Origin of the sequence: Olleya sp. AS48 (genome assembly GCF_038900355.1) — a bacterium.
Taxonomy (GTDB): domain Bacteria; phylum Bacteroidota; class Bacteroidia; order Flavobacteriales; family Flavobacteriaceae; genus Olleya.
Window position 1 is genome coordinate 1 of the sequence record NZ_JBBMRD010000018.1, and the last position, 17,161, is coordinate 17,161.

21 protein-coding genes are annotated in these 17,161 nt (G+C 29.3%); all 21 read right to left on the reverse strand.

Annotated features, from left to right (window positions below):
* Window positions 1-208: 208 nt before the first annotated feature.
* The 21 genes from WNY60_RS15195 to WNY60_RS15295 all read right to left on the reverse strand — a co-directional run bounded on the left by WNY60_RS15195 (window position 209) and on the right by WNY60_RS15295 (window position 16,980).
* Window positions 209-784, reverse strand: coding sequence for a DUF6705 family protein (locus tag WNY60_RS15195; RefSeq protein ID WP_342862888.1), 576 nt, complete (start codon window positions 782-784; stop codon window positions 209-211).
* Between the two features lie 560 nt (window positions 785-1,344).
* Entirely contained in the window at window positions 1,345-1,977 is a 633-nt protein-coding gene (locus tag WNY60_RS15200; RefSeq protein ID WP_099570548.1) for a hypothetical protein, read from the reverse strand.
* A gap of 966 nt (window positions 1,978-2,943) precedes the next feature.
* Window positions 2,944-3,441 carry a hypothetical protein gene (locus tag WNY60_RS15205; protein WP_342862889.1) on the reverse strand — a complete coding sequence of 166 codons (498 nt, stop codon included), beginning with the start codon at window positions 3,439-3,441 and terminating at the stop codon, window positions 2,944-2,946.
* A 184-nt stretch (window positions 3,442-3,625) separates the two neighbouring features.
* Window positions 3,626-4,081, reverse strand: a complete 456-nt coding sequence (locus WNY60_RS15210) for a hypothetical protein (protein WP_342862890.1) — start codon at window positions 4,079-4,081, stop codon at window positions 3,626-3,628.
* Window positions 4,074-4,340: a hypothetical protein gene (locus WNY60_RS15215; RefSeq protein ID WP_342862891.1), complete on the reverse strand. Its 267-nt coding sequence runs from the start codon at window positions 4,338-4,340 to the stop codon at window positions 4,074-4,076. The genes WNY60_RS15210 and WNY60_RS15215 overlap by 8 nt, the downstream gene beginning before the upstream one ends.
* A gap of 161 nt (window positions 4,341-4,501) precedes the next feature.
* Window positions 4,502-4,951, reverse strand: coding sequence for a hypothetical protein (locus WNY60_RS15220; RefSeq protein ID WP_342862892.1), 450 nt, complete (start codon window positions 4,949-4,951; stop codon window positions 4,502-4,504).
* Window positions 4,952-5,101: 150 nt separating this feature from the next.
* Window positions 5,102-5,698 carry an SEC-C metal-binding domain-containing protein gene (locus WNY60_RS15225; protein ID WP_342862893.1) on the reverse strand — a complete coding sequence of 199 codons (597 nt, stop codon included), beginning with the start codon at window positions 5,696-5,698 and terminating at the stop codon, window positions 5,102-5,104.
* A gap of 131 nt (window positions 5,699-5,829) precedes the next feature.
* Window positions 5,830-6,381, reverse strand: a complete 552-nt coding sequence (locus WNY60_RS15230; protein WP_342862894.1) for a hypothetical protein — start codon at window positions 6,379-6,381, stop codon at window positions 5,830-5,832.
* A gap of 144 nt (window positions 6,382-6,525) precedes the next feature.
* The gene (locus WNY60_RS15235) at window positions 6,526-7,584 is read right to left on the reverse strand and encodes a PIN domain-containing protein (protein ID WP_342862895.1); all 1,059 of its coding nucleotides are present in this window, start codon (window positions 7,582-7,584) and stop codon (window positions 6,526-6,528) included.
* A gap of 157 nt (window positions 7,585-7,741) precedes the next feature.
* Window positions 7,742-8,932, reverse strand: a complete 1,191-nt coding sequence (locus WNY60_RS15240) for a hypothetical protein (RefSeq protein ID WP_342862896.1) — start codon at window positions 8,930-8,932, stop codon at window positions 7,742-7,744.
* A gap of 374 nt (window positions 8,933-9,306) precedes the next feature.
* Window positions 9,307-9,996, reverse strand: a complete 690-nt coding sequence (locus WNY60_RS15245; RefSeq protein ID WP_342862897.1) for a tetratricopeptide repeat protein — start codon at window positions 9,994-9,996, stop codon at window positions 9,307-9,309.
* Between the two features lie 142 nt (window positions 9,997-10,138).
* Window positions 10,139-10,714 (reverse strand): DUF6705 family protein, encoded by a 576-nt coding sequence (locus WNY60_RS15250; protein ID WP_342862898.1) that lies wholly within the window; start codon window positions 10,712-10,714, stop codon window positions 10,139-10,141.
* A 208-nt stretch (window positions 10,715-10,922) separates the two neighbouring features.
* Window positions 10,923-11,411, reverse strand: coding sequence for a hypothetical protein (locus WNY60_RS15255; protein ID WP_342862899.1), 489 nt, complete (start codon window positions 11,409-11,411; stop codon window positions 10,923-10,925).
* 160 nt (window positions 11,412-11,571) lie between these two features.
* Window positions 11,572-11,988 (reverse strand): hypothetical protein, encoded by a 417-nt coding sequence (locus tag WNY60_RS15260; RefSeq protein ID WP_215939763.1) that lies wholly within the window; start codon window positions 11,986-11,988, stop codon window positions 11,572-11,574.
* 1 nt (window position 11,989) lies between these two features.
* Complete coding sequence (locus WNY60_RS15265; RefSeq protein ID WP_215939762.1) at window positions 11,990-12,172, reverse strand: DUF2892 domain-containing protein; 183 nt, start codon at window positions 12,170-12,172, stop codon at window positions 11,990-11,992.
* 5 nt (window positions 12,173-12,177) lie between these two features.
* Entirely contained in the window at window positions 12,178-12,984 is an 807-nt protein-coding gene (locus tag WNY60_RS15270) for an SDR family NAD(P)-dependent oxidoreductase (RefSeq protein WP_215939761.1), read from the reverse strand.
* A 54-nt stretch (window positions 12,985-13,038) separates the two neighbouring features.
* Complete coding sequence (locus WNY60_RS15275; RefSeq protein ID WP_342862900.1) at window positions 13,039-13,509, reverse strand: TetR/AcrR family transcriptional regulator; 471 nt, start codon at window positions 13,507-13,509, stop codon at window positions 13,039-13,041.
* 348 nt (window positions 13,510-13,857) lie between these two features.
* On the reverse strand, window positions 13,858-14,307 hold the full coding sequence (locus WNY60_RS15280; RefSeq protein ID WP_342862901.1) for an HAD family hydrolase: 450 nt from the start codon (window positions 14,305-14,307) through the stop codon (window positions 13,858-13,860).
* Between the two features lie 197 nt (window positions 14,308-14,504).
* Entirely contained in the window at window positions 14,505-15,056 is a 552-nt protein-coding gene (locus WNY60_RS15285; protein WP_342862902.1) for a hypothetical protein, read from the reverse strand.
* Between the two features lies 1 nt (window position 15,057).
* Entirely contained in the window at window positions 15,058-15,651 is a 594-nt protein-coding gene (locus WNY60_RS15290) for a hypothetical protein (protein ID WP_342862903.1), read from the reverse strand.
* Between the two features lie 855 nt (window positions 15,652-16,506).
* Complete coding sequence (locus WNY60_RS15295) at window positions 16,507-16,980, reverse strand: hypothetical protein (RefSeq protein WP_342862904.1); 474 nt, start codon at window positions 16,978-16,980, stop codon at window positions 16,507-16,509.
* Between the last annotated feature and the right edge of the window lie 181 nt (window positions 16,981-17,161).

The window sequence follows — 17,161 nt, forward strand, 5'->3', positions numbered from 1 at the left end:
TAAAGTTAGCTTAAAATCAGTGGTTTTTATATTCGGTATGACACGTTTTGAATAGAGCGTTGCAATTGTAGGCAACGGTTTTGTGTATGGTTAGTTGCGTGGTTAAGCAACTAATTTAGCAAATAAATCACAAATAGAATATTCCGCAGGAATGTTCGTAAGTAGGCTAGAAACAAGCAATTAATTATACACGGTGTTGTGGTTAGTTTTATTGCTTGGTTAATTGCATTATTTCCGGGATTTTAAAATCAGACATATCGTAAATAGGTTTCTCTCCTGTTCCTTTGCATGTTTGATAGTTTTTTCTAACCCATAAAAGTTTAGGGATTTTATCAGGTATATATTCTATTATTAAATCAGCATTTTTATATCTAATATGATTATTTTCAGTAGGTTCATCATATAGTAATGAAATCTTATTTTCTGAAAAAATACCATTTCCACTTATGTAGCTACCCTCAATTTTTGTGTTGTAGATTTCAATACCTTTATTTTTGTATATAAATTCAGATACTAATTCGTCAGACATTATGTTCACTTTTGGGAAGTTATCTATTCTTACTTTCTTATAAATAATAATTTGGAAATAAACACTATCGTTCTCAAAATTCCACGTTCCAATATATTTATCAAGATTTTTGTTTAAATCTTTATAGTAAATAGTATCGTTTTTGGATAATTCGGTAATCCCATCAGGAAATGAGCCTAATTTTACGATTTTCTGTTGAGCATTAGCAAAATTGTTAATACAGAATAGATATAATATAATTAAATAAATTTTCATTTAGTATTATTAATTAGTTCTTAAGAAAAACACATATGGATGTATGCTATCTGATTTTCTCAAATTAACCACAACGTTGTTGGATATGGAAAGTTGTGTTTGCGAGCAATGAAATTCCGAAGGAATTTCAGCAGTAAGTAAATAAACAACTTCCATTATCTAGACACTAAAGTAAACAATTTTTTATATGCTGTGTTGCCTACAGTTTTTAATTTTTACTTTTTATTGAGTTACAAGCTAATTCGGTTTGCGTCGTTGTTACGTCAGAGTGAATATCGGAAGATCGTATTTCTTACATTATCAGGCTAAAATTCTGAATTGGTTAATTGAGTACTTTGCGTTAGCTAAAGACTAATAATGTTGGCTTAAAATCAGTGATTTTTATATTCGGTATGACACGTTTTGATTTGATTTCTGCAATTGTAGGCAACGTGTTTGTATATGGTTTGTTGCGTTGTTTAAACAACTATTTAGCAAATAAAAACCGAATAGAAAATCCGCGAGGATTTTCGTAAGTAGGCTAGAACCAAGCAATAAATTATATACAGTGTTGTACACAGTTATTTTATCTTTATATAATAAGTTCTAATTTCTTTAGCTAAAGCTTTTTCTCTATCGTCTTTATTTCTTATCATTGAACGTTCATCTAAAAGAAACCAAGTCGTTCCATCTGATTGTGTTTTTAAGTTTGGAAAAAGTCTTAATTCGTTGTTTTTTTCTTTTAAACTAAATTCCCAAATTTCTTTGTTTTTAAATTCTACGCTATGAATATCAACCATTAAATCATTAGGGTCGTATTTTTTGTGTTTAATTGTTTCAATTCTAGAGTAAGTAGTATCATTTTCTTTTTTGTAAAATGAGATTTCGTTTTCAGTAATTATAATTTTCTCATAGTCAAATCGATTGGTCTTTAGTTGTTTTAATTTCCAGATTCCTTTCCATTTATCTGATTCTTTTTTTTGATAAATAGGAAGTAAAGAATCTATTTTAGCTTTTGCTTTAATTTCTATATCTGATTTTAAATCTAAAAAACAAACTTCGTGATAGTAATATAAGGCTTCAAATCCTTTGGAATCTTTAAGAGCTTTTTCCGCTTTTATAAAAATCTCTTTCTGATATTCTTTATAATTTATTTCTTGACCAAATATTAATATTGGAAATAAGAGAAAAATTATAAGTTTTACTTTTTTCATAATTCTATTAATTTACTCAAATTTATAGATAACTTAATAATTTTAAAATTTAGATTTAGTTAACCTTAATTTTCAATGAGTAAAGTTTGCTGTTGAGTGAGTTAATTGTGTACAACGTTGTTGGATATGGAAAGTTGTGTTTACGAGCAATGAAATTCCGAAGGAATTTCAGCAGTGAGTAAATAAACAACTTCCATTATCTAGACACTAAAGTAAACAATTTTTTATATGCTGTGTTGCCTACAGTTCTTAATTTTTATTTTTTTATTGGGAAACAAGCCAATTCGGTTTGCGTCGTTGTTGCGTCTGAGTGAATATCGGAAGATCGTAATTTTTACATTATCTGGCTAAAATTCTGAATTGGTTAACTGTGTACTTTATGTTAGCTAAAGACTATTAAAGTTAGCTTAAAATCAGTGGTTTTTATATTCGGTATGACACGTTTTGAATTGAGCTCTGCAATTGTAGGCAACGTTGTTGGATATGGAAAGTTGTGTTTACGAGCAATGAAATTCCGAAGGAATTTCAGCAGTAAGTAAATAAACAACTTCCATTATCTAGACACTAAAGTAAGCAATTTTTTATATGCTGTGTTGCCTACAGTTTTTAATTTTTACTTTTTATTGAGAAACAAGCTAATTCGGTTTACGTCGTTGTTGCGTCTGAGTGAATATCGGAAGATCGTATTTTTTACATTATCAGGCTAAAATTCTGAATTGGTTAACTGTGTGCCTAATGTTAGCTAAAGACTATTAAAGTTAGCTTAAAATCAGTGATTTTTATATTCGGTATGACACGTTTTGATTTGAGCGTTGCAATTGTAGGCAACGTGATTGTGTATGGTTAGTTGCGTGGTTAAGCAACTAATTTAGTAAACAAATACGAACCAGAGAAAATTCCGAAGGAATTTTCCAAATAAGCACTTACCAAGCAATTAATTATACACGGTGTTGTAAAACGTATTTTTTAATCAGGAATATAATAACAGATTAATCCTCTATTATTTTTCACAGCAACGAGTCCAAGTCCTTTTTGGTAATATCTTGTGTCAGACATTCCGTTTGAATAATTCATTTCGATTACTAATAAATCCGTAAGTTTTCCTTTAGGTGTTTTTAGTTTTGCTCCAACTTTTTTAATTGTTCCGTTACCAATTGTTTCACCAACTTTTGGGTTTATTCCGAAAAACACTTGATGCTTTTTTTTAACATCATTCCAATGATATACAGTATCGTTACTTATTCGAATTTGCATTTCCATTAAGTTATTTTTAAATTTCTGGGAATACAAATAATATTTTTCTCCGCCAATTTCTGTTGAGTCAGTAAAAGATTCCACGTATTTGTCTTTATACCAAGTCAGGGTTTTTTCTTTTCCAATTTCAATCGGAAAATAACTCTCTGAATTTTGTCCAATTAAAATCAGAGGTAAAAATACTAATGTTAATATTACTGTTCTTTTCATATGTTTTACAACGTTGAGTATAAAAGACGTAGGGCAGGTGATAAGCACTACATTTCGGGTTTGACACTTAGCCAAATATAATATTTTGTATTTATCTTTTATATTGAAAATGCCAAATTTTATATTTGGCGGACTTTGTAAATAGACACAAAACTATGGAGTTAACACAAAAGCCCTATGTTTTTTATACATTGTTATCTGCTTTTTCTATCAGCTTTATTGTTTCTTTAATCTGTTCTTTGAAAGTCAGAATTTCTGAATTTATATTTGAATCTCGAACATCATATTCGTCAATTTTGAATTCAATCGATTTTCCGTTTTTTAATTGAACTTGAATATAAATTTCATACTCATCTTTATTTCCAGGTGTATTTGGGTGTGGTAACTTTAATTCAAAGCATTTTAAAGGGACTTCATTGAAAATTTTACAGATTCCATTTATTTGCTCAGTATTTACATTTTCACGTTTACCATTAAATTGATAACCACTTTTAGAAAATCTTTGAGACCAATAATTTCCCGAATTATCGGATTCAATTTTATCTATATAAATTCTATATGCTTTAGGTCTATTCCAAGAATTACTGTTAAATATTCCACAAGTCAAATATCGGATTTTATCTTTAGCTATCTTATCCATTTAATTTATCCAAATTGAAAGGTTGATTTGATTTTAACCATCTATGAAACTCACCTATATTTTCTATAGCTATAGTTTTTTCAAACTGTAAATCTGTTATGCTTATTGGAAACCCAGTTTCAATTACTTTTTTATATAGACTGTTAAGTGAAGTTTGATGAGAATTCCAAAAAGTACTTTTATCTCCAAAATAATCTTGCCCGAAGAGTTTTGTTTTTTCGGAAGTCTTTAATTCTATTTCGTGCTTAAATTCAAACATAATTTTTGGTAATTGCAGATAACGTGTTTGTGTATGATTTCGTTGCGTGTTTCAGCAACTAAATTAGCAAATACAGACCGAATAGAAAATCCGTGAGGATTTTCGTAAGTAGGCGAGTACTAGCAATGAATTATACACGGTGTTGTACACAGTTTTTTATTTCAATTCTTAATAATAATGATTGGTTCCTCAACTTTGCATTCAAACAATTTAAGTTTGATGTCAAGTTTTTTACGCATCTCACTTATCTGATTCCGATTTGTATATTCAGATTCACCGTATTCGAGGTAAACTTTGGTATTTAAGTCATTAGATAATTCATATTCTTTTTCGAATATAGAACAACTCAATCCATGAATTTTTAGGCGAATTTTGTTATTTACGATATCATGAGATTTTAAGAAGAATATACTAATTCCGTCAAAGTCAGTCATGTCAATTTCAATCCGTTTTTCTCCCGAAAACACTTCTATTATCGAACCAACTAAAGTGTCTTTAGTATTCTTTTCTATAGTCAATAAGTCAACTCTAAAGTGTTTTTTTTCAGTTGAGTCTTGTCCATTCGTTTGAATTGAAAAAAGAGCTATAATTATGTAAATCAGGTGTTTCATGAATTGTGTACAACGTTTATGTATAAGAATAGTTGCGGGTTTGTTTGCGAGGAATTTCCGAAGGAAATTCAGACTATACAAACACGCAACGACCTTTGATTAAGCACTAACCGCAATTATTTTTATACGATGTTGTGCTCTGGCTTTTCGCTATTTTTTTAGACAGCACTTTTTATATTTTATTCCGCTACCACAATGGCATTTATCATTACGACCTATTTTTATACTCACATTAATTGGTTTTGGTTTTGTTTGTTCAATTAATGTTTGATTTTGATTCAGTAATTGTTCAATCACTTTGTCTTTAATTTCATCGTCATTACCCTTGAAATAAGTTTGTTGAACCAAAATTGCTGCTGTCAAAATTGCTAAAATTGTTACAATCCATTTGTGATAATCAATATCAGGTGCATTTTTGATTGTTGATGCATATTCAGGTGAAATTTTCTCTACCTCTTTTACAACATCATTTTTTGATTTTGGATTATTTTTAAAGTTTAAAATTAATTCTTTAAGTTCCAATAGTTTTTCAACTGATGATTTTGGTCCACGAACAAATGATACTACTTCATTAAAATATTCGTAAACACCATCTGGAACAAGACCACCTGAACCACAATTTGGACAAGGTCCTAGTCTTGTATTTGTGAATTTCATCGTCATCGAACCTTTGCCACCAACAAGGTTTGAAACTTCAAATACAGCTCCACAATTATTATTCTCGCAAAAGGCTATAATTCCACTCATATCTTTTTCAGCTTGTGCACAACGGTTTTGTATAAGATTAGTTGCGTGTTTAAGCAACTAATTTAGCAAATACAAACCGAATAGAAAATCCGCGAGGATTTTCGTAAGCAGGCTTGCACTCGCAATTAATTTTATACGGTGTTGGCAACCGTTATTAATTGTTCAATTTCTTTTTCGTTTTTGGAACAATAAATAAAATTATCTCCATTCAGTATAAAACTGTCAGGATTAATTTCTTTCAATTCCAACCAGAATTTTCTTTGAAGCTTTTCAGTTTGATTCAAATCGTTTTTAAGAGCTACTTTATCCCAAGTTGGGTCAATATCATCCAGTTCAAAATTTCTATCCTTTAAAGTGAACATTCCGTAATTCACAAAGTCACTCATAGATTCAATTTCAGTTTTGTTTTCAAATAAACACCATTGGTCGTAATCTTCAAATATTGGGCATTTTAGTTCTGCTTTTGTCAAAACAGGCGAAAAACTAACTTCGTTTATTTTATTCCAACCTCTTAATCTTTCTTCCTCTGTCGGAACAAAAATTCCGCCATCAAAACATATAATTGCAAGATATTTTCCAATTAATAAATTTGGCATTTGCTCAACCAATGATATTAAATCAAAATCTGTTGAGCTAAATTCAACCCAAAAGTACTCTGAGGTTTTTCCTGCGTAATGTTTCATCTAATGTTTGCCAACGTGTTTGTATAAGATTAGTTGCGTGTTTTAAGCACTAAAGTTAGCAAATAAATCACAGATAGAAAGTCCGCGAGGACTTTCGTAAGCAGGCTAGAATTAGCAATTAATTTTATACGGTGTTGTACATAGTTATTTTTTTTCCACATTCCAATCAGGAATAAAATCATCGAAATTTTGATTGATAATTCTTTCAGATTTTAAGTCAACTTTACCTTCAAACATACACAAAACATAATTTTCATAAACCGCTCTGTTTTCACTATCTATTCGATGTTTTATTTCCTCAGGTTTGTAATCTTTAGGGTAATGATTTGGGTAATCATTTAAGTCAACCCTTGTCTCTTTATCATAAATTGCTTTTAATTTTACTAGAAAGCTAGATATAAGTGTTACATCTGATTTATCCTCTGAGTATGTGTAATATTCATAAACTTGTATGTCAAGAATTTCAAATGAAATGTTTTTTGGTGGTTTATTTCTGTTATAATAATCCGAAACATAGCTTGGAAAGTCACTGATACTTTTTAGTAGATTGGTTTTTATTATTGATTCGTTAATTGAGTTTAATAAAATTTCATTATTTAGGAATCCAACCTGTAAGCCATAATCACTTAGGTATTTAGGGATGCTTTCAATCACTATTATATTATTAACTTCATTTATTGTAAGCATATTTTTGAAGAAAATATTCTCAGTAAAAATCTTATCTCTGCTAATGAAGATGATTTTATCGTTTGGGTATTGAGATGCTAGATTTATTAAATTATTCCAAATTATAAAATCTCTAGTATTATCCTTTTTTGATTCTCTTTTGTTTGAAATTGAAAAGTCAATAATTAGTTCAGGGTTTATGTAATCTGTAGCCTGAATTTTCCAACAAGTTGATTTTAGTTTATCTCTGAATTTTATTATTGCTTTTTCCTCTAATTCTGAAGAATTTATATTCTCAATATTATCTATATATGGATTGGTTTTAAACCTGTCGTAAACAGATTTATGGTCGTACATTAATTTTTTTAGATAATCATTTTCAAAATAATCGACAAGCTCTTTCAAAACTACATCTTGAAGTATTAGCTCGTAATGACTTTTTTCTAAGAAGTTTAATAAATAATCAAAGTTGGTATTGTTATTAAATGCAATTCCAAGTTCTCTATAAATGTTAGTGTCAAATGTTAGAAAGTGCATTTTTTCATAATTATGTACAACGGTCTAGTGTATGATTTCGTTGCGTGTTTCAGCATTAAAGTTAGTAAACAAATCACGGATAGAAAATTCCAGCGGAATTTTCGTAAGTAAGCTATAACTAGCAATGAATTATACACATTGTTGTAATGCGTTTTTTTTATTCAAAATATTCAATTTTTCTTGTCCAAACAAATAGCTTTTTCCCATTCACACTTTTTGTTTGTTTAATCCAATTATTTTTTTCGTCAAATTCGTGTTCAAAGTCAACTTCAGTTCGCCTTCCTTTTTCTGTGTACACCAGCTTTATTGGTAAATCGTAGAAATCGTATGAGTATTCCAATGTTCGATTATTGTCAGGATACTTTGGGTTGCCTACAGATTCCTTTATTTTTCTTCCCTTTTCATCATATTCATATTTTCTGTAGTTATTTAACGAGTCGTTTTTATCATAAGAAAGAATGTCAATTAGCAAGCTATTGTCATATTTTCTAATTTCTTTTCCACTGTAGTATGATTCATTACTTACATCATTATACTGTGCATAAAAATGAGTTTTAATGATTCTATCTTTTTCATCATAAAAAAACTCTTTGCTTACATAGTCTGTTCCGTCTATGGTTCTTTTTTGTTTTCTTCCTCTTCTTATTTTTACCCAAATAAAAGGTGAGTGATTTATGACTTTAGTTTTTCTACCTTTTTCATCATACTCATAAAGAGTTCCATAATCAGTTCCATACTCGTCGTAGTTTTTAATCTCAATTAGATTTCCAATCGAATCATAATATTTTTCTGTCCTTCTAATTTCTTTTGGATAATCAGAGTTGAAGTATTCAAAATTTGAAACTAAACTCTTTTCGTTGTATTTATATTTTTCTGTAGAGTAACTACTATCACTACTAATGGTTTTAACAAAAATCAAATTATTTTTTATATCATAAGTATAACTTGAATTGGACTCTTGATATGAAATGTATTTACGATTTTTGATTTTGCTAGAGCTGTTATATTTGTATTCGTTATAATTTACAGTATCTTGATTTTTATAAAACCAAACTTCTTTTAATAGTCTATCACTTTTGTCAAATTCTTTGTAATAATTTACATAATGAACCCAATAAGTGTCATACCACCAACTTTTAAAACGACTTTTGGTAAATTCAGCACTCGAAAATCCATAATGGCCATAGTCTCCCTCTGTACTAAATAGTTTTCTGTTCTGAATACTGTCATTTGCAAATTTTAGTTCTTCTCGTATGGATTTTACTTTTCCATAAATAGTATCTTTTTCTTGAGCATTGGAATATGAAAAGAAGAATAACAGAATTACAATTAGGTTGGTTTTATACATATTTTTTTTCGCTAATCTATTCGGTTTAAATTCAGCTCAAAAGTCAAAATGAGTAAATGATTTCTTTTAGTTAGTAATTCAGTTAGTTGGTTTAGGCAAATGCATTACAACGGTTACGTATATGAAATGTTGCGTGTTTGTGTGCGAGGATTTTCCGAAGGAAAATCAGATGCAAGCAAACAAAGCAACTGACATTGGTTAAGCACAAAATAGCAATTTTTTATATACAATGTTGTAAGTAGTGCTTTATTCAGTTGTTTCTCTTTTCCAGTATTCTTTTTTCGCTTTTTTCTGTCGATAGTATGCCACAAATATTAAAGAAAGAGGAAAGAATAGAATTATTAAAGCCCATTTAAAAATTTTCAATATCAAACTCATTTTTTCTTCTCAATTTTATCTAATAATTCTTTTGCGTCTAACATTCCGTATTTCGATGCTTCTGTCAAATACTTACGTGCATTAATCGTATCGTTTAAATGATAATATGCTTCTCCTGTCCAACTCATTGCATTTGGCAAATCTTCTACATATTTCATTGCTTCTATAAAGTCCGTTATGGCAAGGTTATATTTTTTTGAGTAGACATATGAAATTCCGCGTTCGTATTGAATTTCGTATTTCCGAACATAATAGTCAGAATCTTTATTCCATTCATTTGGTAAATTGATAATCAAGTATGTGCTATCAGACTTAATTGCTCCTTTTGTATTTAATGCTTTTGTATAAAAATCAATTGACTTTTCGTATTGTTTAAGCCTTTTATGATTGTTCCCGATGTTCATTAAAACCAATGTATTGTTTGGTTCAAATGCTATAATTTTTTGATAGTCCTCAATAGCTTCATTGTAGTCTCCAATTTCAGATTTGTCAGCTCCTCGATTTAATAGTGCAGGTCGAAATTTTGGGTTCTTTTCAATTGCTTTATCTAAAAATGGAATTGCTTTTTCATATTCTCCTTTTTGCTCTAAATCAAATGCAATATTATAGTAATCATCTGCTGTTTTTAAATCACAAGAGATGAATATTATGAAAGTCAGTAGTATGTATATTTGGTTTTTTTGCATTACTTACAACGTTTATGTATAAGGAAAGTTGCGTGTTTGTGTGCGAGGATTTTCCGAAGGAAAATCAGAAGCTAGCAAACGAGCAACTAACTTTGGTTTAGCTAAAACTAGCAATTTTTTTTATACGGTGTTGTGGTTAGTTTTATTGCTTGGTTAATTGCATTATTTCCGGAATTTTAAAATCAGACATATCGTAAATAGGTTTCTCTCCTGTTCCTTTGCATGTTTGATAGTTTTTTCTAACCCATAAAAGCTTAGGGGTTTTATCAGGTATATATTCTATTATTAAATCAGCGTTTTTATATCTAATATGATTATTTTCAGCAGGTTCACCATATAGTAATGAAATCTTATTTTCAGAAAAAACACTATTTCCACTTATGTAGCTATCTTCAATTTTTGTGTTGTAGATTTCAACACCTTTATTTTTGTATATAAATTCAGACACTAATTCGTCAGACATTATGTTCACTTTTGGGAAGTTATCTATTCTTACTTTCTTATAAATAATAATTTGGAAATAAACACTATCGTTCTCAAAATTCCACGTTCCAATATATTTATCAAGATTTTTGTTTAAATCTTTATAGTAAATAGTATCGTTTTTGGATAATTCGGTAATCCCATCAGGAAATGAGCCTAATTTTACGATTTTCTGTTGAGCATTAGCAAAATTGTTAATACAGAATAGATATAATATAATTAAATAAATTTTCATTTAGTATTATTAATTAGTTCTTATGAAAAACACATATGGATGTATGCTATCTGATTTTCTCAAATTAACCACAACGTTTATGTATAAGAATAGTTGCGGGTTTGTATGCGAGGATTTTCCGAAGGAAAATCAGACGTTACAAACACGCAACGACCTTTGATTAAGCACTAAACCGCAATTATTTTTATACGGTGTTAGCTGCTGGTTTTTATTTTATTCTTTTCAGTTCCAATTTATAATATTTTCTCCAATTCAGTTTGTTTTCTATTGAAGAAACAATTTTAAAATTCATTTCGTTGTAATTGTTTTTGAAAAAGATATATAATTCTTTGTCAATTTCTTTTATTCTATATTGATAAATATTTTTGTCCGTCGACACATAACAGAAAGAAGGTTCGGTACAAGTTTGGCAGTCAATAAAATTAACTTTTTTGTTGTTCAAAAATTTTAATTCTATCGTTCGACAAAATTCTTTTTCGTAAACAACTTCCTCACTTGAATATATTTCTACTTTGTCCGATTTGAAAAAGATACTATCCTTGTTGTTTGAAATAATTTTTGAGTAGTTTGAAAATCCGCTTTTTCTTTCTTCTTTTTTCGATTCCTTTATTAGTTTTTTAAAATTGGCTTTTGTCATTTGTTGTGAGAAACAAAAGCTAAAAGAAAATAGAATTAATATAGTTTGTAAAAATTTCATTAATAGTTCGGGTTTTCAACTTGCAGCTAACGGTCTTGTATATGAAAAGTAGCGGATTTTGAAGAACTAACTTTTCAGAAAGCAATATACCCAATAAAACACAAAAACGGTTCAGGTAGTTACCTAAACCGCTATTTTTTATATACGTTGTTGTACCCAGTTATTTTTTTACTTTTCGATTCAAATAGAAGTTAATTGAAATTAGAATTAAGTAAAAAATAGCTAAATATGGTGGTTTAGATTCCATTGGTAAAATTTCAGCAGGAACATCAGGGTGTAAATGGACATAAATTGCAACCACCATCATAATTGCAACGGTCAAATTACTTAAATAAAATAATTTTCTTTTTATAGAACTGTCTAAATTATCTGCCTTAAATACTAAAAATAATAGTGCAAGTCCAACACCAACTTCACCAAACTTTACAAAATATTGCATTATTTCTGGGAAGGGCATTTCAGTAATCGATACTTGTCTATAAATCCAAGTTTTAAATGGTTCAAAAAACTTGGCTATTCCAGGAATTAACATTCCAAAGCCTAATAATCCTGTTATGATTTTAACTGATTTTTTCATTTTATCTTTTTAATGTATTAATATTTAAAATAGCATAAAGCGGATCCCAAGCTAAAAAAGTAGGCATCATTATTATTGCTCCGACAATTCCCCACCAAGATTTAAAATAAAATCCTGATGCGATAATAATTAGACCAAGAATAGCTCGTATAATTCGTTCTGTAGTTCCAACATTTTTTTTCATTGTTATTATATTTTGTTATTGGAAATTGCTTTTCTAATCATCCAACCATTCATTATACTAAACCCTTTAATAGAGAAAATTCTTTTAGCCATAAAGACCATCATTTTGTTCATAAATCCGGGAATTATTGTTCCTTTTTTTCCGAGATTATTTAATGATATTTTGGCAACTTCAGAGGGTTTCATACTTGACATAGGTAATTTTGACCAGTCAATTCCATTATCAGCAACCATATTCGTTTCAGTTAAACCTGGTGCGAGAACACTGATATCTACATTATTCGCCTTGAGTTCTGGATATAACGATAGTCCTAAATTGTGAACATAAGATTTCGTTGCAGCATAATTACTGAAATATGGTGTTCCCATTAATCCAGCCATACTTGATATTAATAAAATACCTCCTTTTTTAACTGCTGACATTTTTTTTGCGAAATGATTAGTCAGTAAATAGGTTGAAGTGACATTCAGTTTAATCATTTGTAATTCTTTTTCTTCTGAAATTTTAAGAAAACTACCGTTGTTTTCCATTCCTGCACAATGAACAAGCATTCCAATTTCTTGTGTATCAATATCTTTTAAAAAGTCTATGATAGCTTGTTCGTTTGATAAATCAACAGAGTAAGTTTGAGGAACAATATTGTACTTATTTGAAATTTTCTCTGCAATGGATTTTAATTTCTCTTTGTTTCTTGCAACTATAATTAGTTCAATTCCAAGTTCTGCAAGTTCTAAAGCAAATGCCTTTCCAATTCCTGATGAACCACCAGTCACTAATGCTTTATTCCCATATTTGTATTTTAAATTTTTCATTTTGAGTTTGTTTTACATAACTAAACAATCATTTAGTTATTGATTAAAAAAATATTATAATTGTTTGAAAATGTTTTCTATATAATTGGTTAGTTGTTTTTGATTAAAAATTCTTGATGCTGAAGAAAGACCAACCATTGAAATGATTAGATAATCTCCTAGTTCTTGAATTTCTGATGTTGCTTTGGTGTTTTCCTGTTCTAAATTTTTTATAAATAGTTGTCTAACATCTGTACTGAATTTTACGATTTGGGCAAGTATATTTTGGTCTGCATCTTTATCAACTTCATTTGCAGTATTGGTAATTAAACAACCTTTGCATAAATCATTTTCTTTAGAGAAATCAATAAAACTATAGAAGTATTCTTTAATTCCAATAATTCCGTTATTTGAGTTCTGTAATTTATTAGTGATTGTGTTTAAACGCTTTCTGTAGAATTTCATACTCTCAACAAATAAGCCATCCTTACTGCCAAAACTTGAATAAATGGAAAACTTATTAATTCCCATTTCCTTCTCAAGCATCTGCATAGAGGTAGTTTCTTAACCCTTTTTCCAGAATAAATTCATTGCTTTTTCGAGAACTTCCTGTTCGCTATATTTCTTTGTTCTTGGCATTAATATTCAATTACAGGACAAAACTAAACAATCGGTTAGAAATAAAAAAATATTTTAACTTTTATTTTATAATTTCAATAGATTTAGTTCAGTTTGAGTAGTGAGGTTGTTGTTTGGGTTAATTGGGTACAACGGTTTTGTGTATGGTTAGTTGCGTGGTTAAGCAACTAAGTTAGCAAACTTTAACGAACCCGTGAAAATTCCGCAGGAATTTTCGCAAGTAGGCTAGAACCAAGCAATTAATTATACACGGTGTTACCCAACGTTTTTTATTCCGCTTTTTATTTTTTCAATCCAATTTTTATCAGTTGGTTCAACAATAATTGCTTTAAAATTTAATCTTTCACTCTCGATTCCAACACCTTTTAAATCGTCAATATGTAAGTCAAAATCAAATGCTGGTGGAAACTTGGATGAGTTAATATTCCGAGATTTTAAAACTTTTCGATTTTCTTTTTCGTTTACAATTCGGCTTACTTTTATTCCGTAATATTTTAAAGTCAATCGTATTTTTATTTTAGTTCTAAATGATGTTGTATAAATATGAATTTCGTGACCTTGGTTTTGTAAATAGGAAATCAATTCACGAGTACCTTTTCGCATTTCTTCAATTCCGAACAGTTTTGCAATTCCGTTTCTGTTTTCAGTTTCAAATTCCTTTCCGTTCGGAATTAATGTGCTGTCAAGGTCAAAACTTATATTCATTTATTTATGTTCCAATATTATTTTCGGTTCGATTATCGTGATTTTTGGCAAATGTTGGGTAACGTGTTTGTATATGGTTTGTTGCGTGGTTTAAGCAACTAATTTAGTAAATAATTACCGACCAAGAAAGTCCGAGAGGACTTTCGTAAGTAGGCAAAAAGCCAGCAATAAATTATATACGGTGTTGGCATACGTATTTATTTAATTCCATATTTTTCATAAATACTGTCATTGAAAACTCCAGTTGTATATAAAGGTGGTTTGTGAACTGAAAAACTATTAAGAGCTTCTGTTATTAAATCTTTTTTAAATGGAATATGAATAGTTTTTACTTCTTCATTTTCTATAAATTCTTTAAGTTTTAAAGGCCATTTCTTTTTATGAAAACTAGGCATTTTAATTTTCGCATACTTTGGATAACAAACTATTATTGGTAAATCATAAGTTTTAACAGCTTTTTCTATTTCCCAATTCAATAAACCTCTATTTATACTTGCATTTTCAGTTACTATTAAAAAAAGTACCTTTGATTTTTTAAATCTTAATAACAACCTAGCTTTGAGTGTAATAATTGTGCTTGTGTCAGCAACTGAATAAGTTTTTTTATGACTATCACTGAAAGTAAATTCAATGCTTTTCGATTTGTACCAAGATTGTAATAATCCATAATATTTCATATCACTTTTTGTTGGGTCTGTTGTCCCCATACCGTTAAAAGCTACATAAACTCCATTTCTATAATGTGCCATATTATTTTGATTTTGAAATAGTATCTAACTTTTTATTTGACACTTTATCAGTTTGTATAGGTAAATCTATTTTACTTTTGTCTTTTATATCATTAGAATTACTGTTTAGAGGTTCAGGTTTTTTTATCATCGTAAGCATTATAATTCCGATTATTATTATAAATCCAAAAATCGCTGTCCAAAAGAAATTATGAGGGATTTTAGAAACTAATTTGAAGTCTTTTTTTGTTTTTCCATCAGCTTCTTTTCTTAATTCTAATATTTTTGGTGAATCTCCACATTTACTTTCTAAATATTCATTCCATTTGTACAATCGATTTTGTCCCATTTGATGAATTTGAAAAATCTTTAGACCCATAAATATTCCAATAACTCCTAGGATTATAATAAACCAAATAATTAATTTTGTATCTGAAGTGAATTCTTGTTGAACGACAAAACCAGCTAATACTGAAGTTATTGTTAAAATTAAGACAGAAACACGTTCTCGTAGATTTTCAAGATGACGCATTTCTTCCCAAGTTTGTTGCATATAAAAGAATAAAAATTCTTTCTCATTTTCGTTCATATTATTTTCGTTTATTGGGTTTTCCATATGTATGCCAACGTGTTGGATATGGAAAGTTGTGTTTACGAGCAATGAAATTCCGAAGGAATTTCAGCAGTAAGTAAATAAACAACTTCCATAATTTAAGTACTAAAGTAAACAATTTTTTATATGCTGTGTTGCCTACAGTTTTTAAATTTTATTTTTTTTGAGTATCAAGCTAATTCGGTTTACGTCACTATTACGTCTGAGTGAATATCGGAAAACCATACTTTTTTACATTATCTGGCTAAAATTCTGAATTGGAAAACTGTGCGCTTTATGTTAGCTAAAGACTAATAAAGTTAGCTTAAAATCAGTGATTTTTATATTCGGTATGACGCGTTTTGATTAGAGCGTTGCAATTGTAGGCAACGTTGTTGGATATGGAAAGTTGTGTTTACGAGCAATGAAATTCCGTAGGAATTTCAGCAGTAAGTAAATAAACAACTTCCATTATTTAGACACTAAAGTAAACAATTTTTTATATGCTGTGTTGCCTACAGTTTTTAATTTTTACTTTTTATTAATAAACAAGCTAATTCGCTTTGCGTCGTTGTTGCGTCTGAGTGAATATCGGAAGATTGTATTTTTTACATTATCAGGCTAAAATTCTGAATTAGTTAACTGTGTACTTTACGTTAGCTAAAGACTATTAAAGCTAGCTTAAAATCAGTGGTTTTTATATTCGGTATTACACGTTTTGAATTGAGCTCAGCAATTGTAGGCAACGTGTTTGTATAAGATTAGTGGCGTGTTTTAGCAACTAATTTAGCAAATAAACACCAAATAGAAAATCCGCGAGGATTTTCGTAAGTAGGCGAGGACTAGCCATTAATTTTATACGGTGTTGTGCGTTCGTTTTTATTTTGTCGTTATTAGTAATAAATCTCCATCGTATCTTCTACCAAAAGTCGAATTGTTCATTTTTTCCTGTGTCAATATTGATATTGATTTTATTGCGTTTAAGTCAATTTTAGTGTTTTCTTTTAAACTGTCAGTCATTGGAATTCCGTCAATGATTATTAAATCAATTTTTCTTTTTGCTTCGATTGTTCTATCAGGAAATAAGCTGTCTAATTTGAAGTTCTTAATCGCAAATAATTCAGTCGGTTTGAGTTGAGTGATTTTCAATTCTCGAGTTCGTTTGTCAATTCGGATATTTTCAATATTGTTTTTGTTAAGAAAGAGAGTTTCCAAATCCATTTTTTCGTTATCGACAAACATTTTATAATCGGCTGAATATTTTTCTAAAATTTTATTTCGGTCGTATTTTATATTCCGAGTTGCGCAACCGAAAGTAAAAGTCAGAATAAATAGAAGTAGAAATATTCTCATTTTTCTTGTTTTATTTTCAAAAATATTTCAATTCGGTCTTTCATAAAAACTCCAATGAGTGAACGATGTTTTTCGATTAGTTAACGTGCTCTTAAATGACGCACAACGTGTTTGTGTAAGGATAGTTGCGTGTTTCAGCAACTAACTTACTAAAAATGAACCGAACCATTGGAAATTCCGC

Excerpts from the sequence above, each read along its gene's own strand:
- WNY60_RS15250 (WP_342862898.1), bottom strand. The coding sequence starts at position 10,714 with ATGAAAATTTATTTAATTATATTATATCTATTCTGTATTAACAATTTT.
- WNY60_RS15255 (WP_342862899.1), bottom strand. The coding sequence starts at position 11,411 with ATGAAATTTTTACAAACTATATTAATTCTATTTTCTTTTAGCTTTTGT.
- WNY60_RS15240 (WP_342862896.1), bottom strand. The coding sequence starts at position 8,932 with ATGTATAAAACCAACCTAATTGTAATTCTGTTATTCTTCTTTTCATAT.
- WNY60_RS15230 (WP_342862894.1), bottom strand. The coding sequence starts at position 6,381 with ATGAAACATTACGCAGGAAAAACCTCAGAGTACTTTTGGGTTGAATTT.
- WNY60_RS15220 (WP_342862892.1), bottom strand. The coding sequence starts at position 4,951 with ATGAAACACCTGATTTACATAATTATAGCTCTTTTTTCAATTCAAACG.
- WNY60_RS15205 (WP_342862889.1), bottom strand. The coding sequence starts at position 3,441 with ATGAAAAGAACAGTAATATTAACATTAGTATTTTTACCTCTGATTTTA.
- WNY60_RS15265 (WP_215939762.1), bottom strand. The coding sequence starts at position 12,172 with ATGAAAAAAAATGTTGGAACTACAGAACGAATTATACGAGCTATTCTT.
- WNY60_RS15285 (WP_342862902.1), bottom strand. The coding sequence starts at position 15,056 with ATGGCACATTATAGAAATGGAGTTTATGTAGCTTTTAACGGTATGGGG.
- WNY60_RS15280 (WP_342862901.1), bottom strand. The coding sequence starts at position 14,307 with ATGAATATAAGTTTTGACCTTGACAGCACATTAATTCCGAACGGAAAG.
- WNY60_RS15215 (WP_342862891.1), bottom strand. The coding sequence starts at position 4,340 with ATGTTTGAATTTAAGCACGAAATAGAATTAAAGACTTCCGAAAAAACA.
- WNY60_RS15295 (WP_342862904.1), bottom strand. The coding sequence starts at position 16,980 with ATGAGAATATTTCTACTTCTATTTATTCTGACTTTTACTTTCGGTTGC.
- WNY60_RS15290 (WP_342862903.1), bottom strand. The coding sequence starts at position 15,651 with ATGGAAAACCCAATAAACGAAAATAATATGAACGAAAATGAGAAAGAA.
- WNY60_RS15245 (WP_342862897.1), bottom strand. The coding sequence starts at position 9,996 with ATGCAAAAAAACCAAATATACATACTACTGACTTTCATAATATTCATC.
- WNY60_RS15235 (WP_342862895.1), bottom strand. The coding sequence starts at position 7,584 with ATGCACTTTCTAACATTTGACACTAACATTTATAGAGAACTTGGAATT.
- WNY60_RS15260 (WP_215939763.1), bottom strand. The coding sequence starts at position 11,988 with ATGAAAAAATCAGTTAAAATCATAACAGGATTATTAGGCTTTGGAATG.
- WNY60_RS15210 (WP_342862890.1), bottom strand. The coding sequence starts at position 4,081 with ATGGATAAGATAGCTAAAGATAAAATCCGATATTTGACTTGTGGAATA.
- WNY60_RS15225 (WP_342862893.1), bottom strand. The coding sequence starts at position 5,698 with ATGAGTGGAATTATAGCCTTTTGCGAGAATAATAATTGTGGAGCTGTA.
- WNY60_RS15195 (WP_342862888.1), bottom strand. The coding sequence starts at position 784 with ATGAAAATTTATTTAATTATATTATATCTATTCTGTATTAACAATTTT.
- WNY60_RS15270 (WP_215939761.1), bottom strand. The coding sequence starts at position 12,984 with ATGAAAAATTTAAAATACAAATATGGGAATAAAGCATTAGTGACTGGT.
- WNY60_RS15200 (WP_099570548.1), bottom strand. The coding sequence starts at position 1,977 with ATGAAAAAAGTAAAACTTATAATTTTTCTCTTATTTCCAATATTAATA.
- WNY60_RS15275 (WP_342862900.1), bottom strand. The coding sequence starts at position 13,509 with ATGCTTGAGAAGGAAATGGGAATTAATAAGTTTTCCATTTATTCAAGT.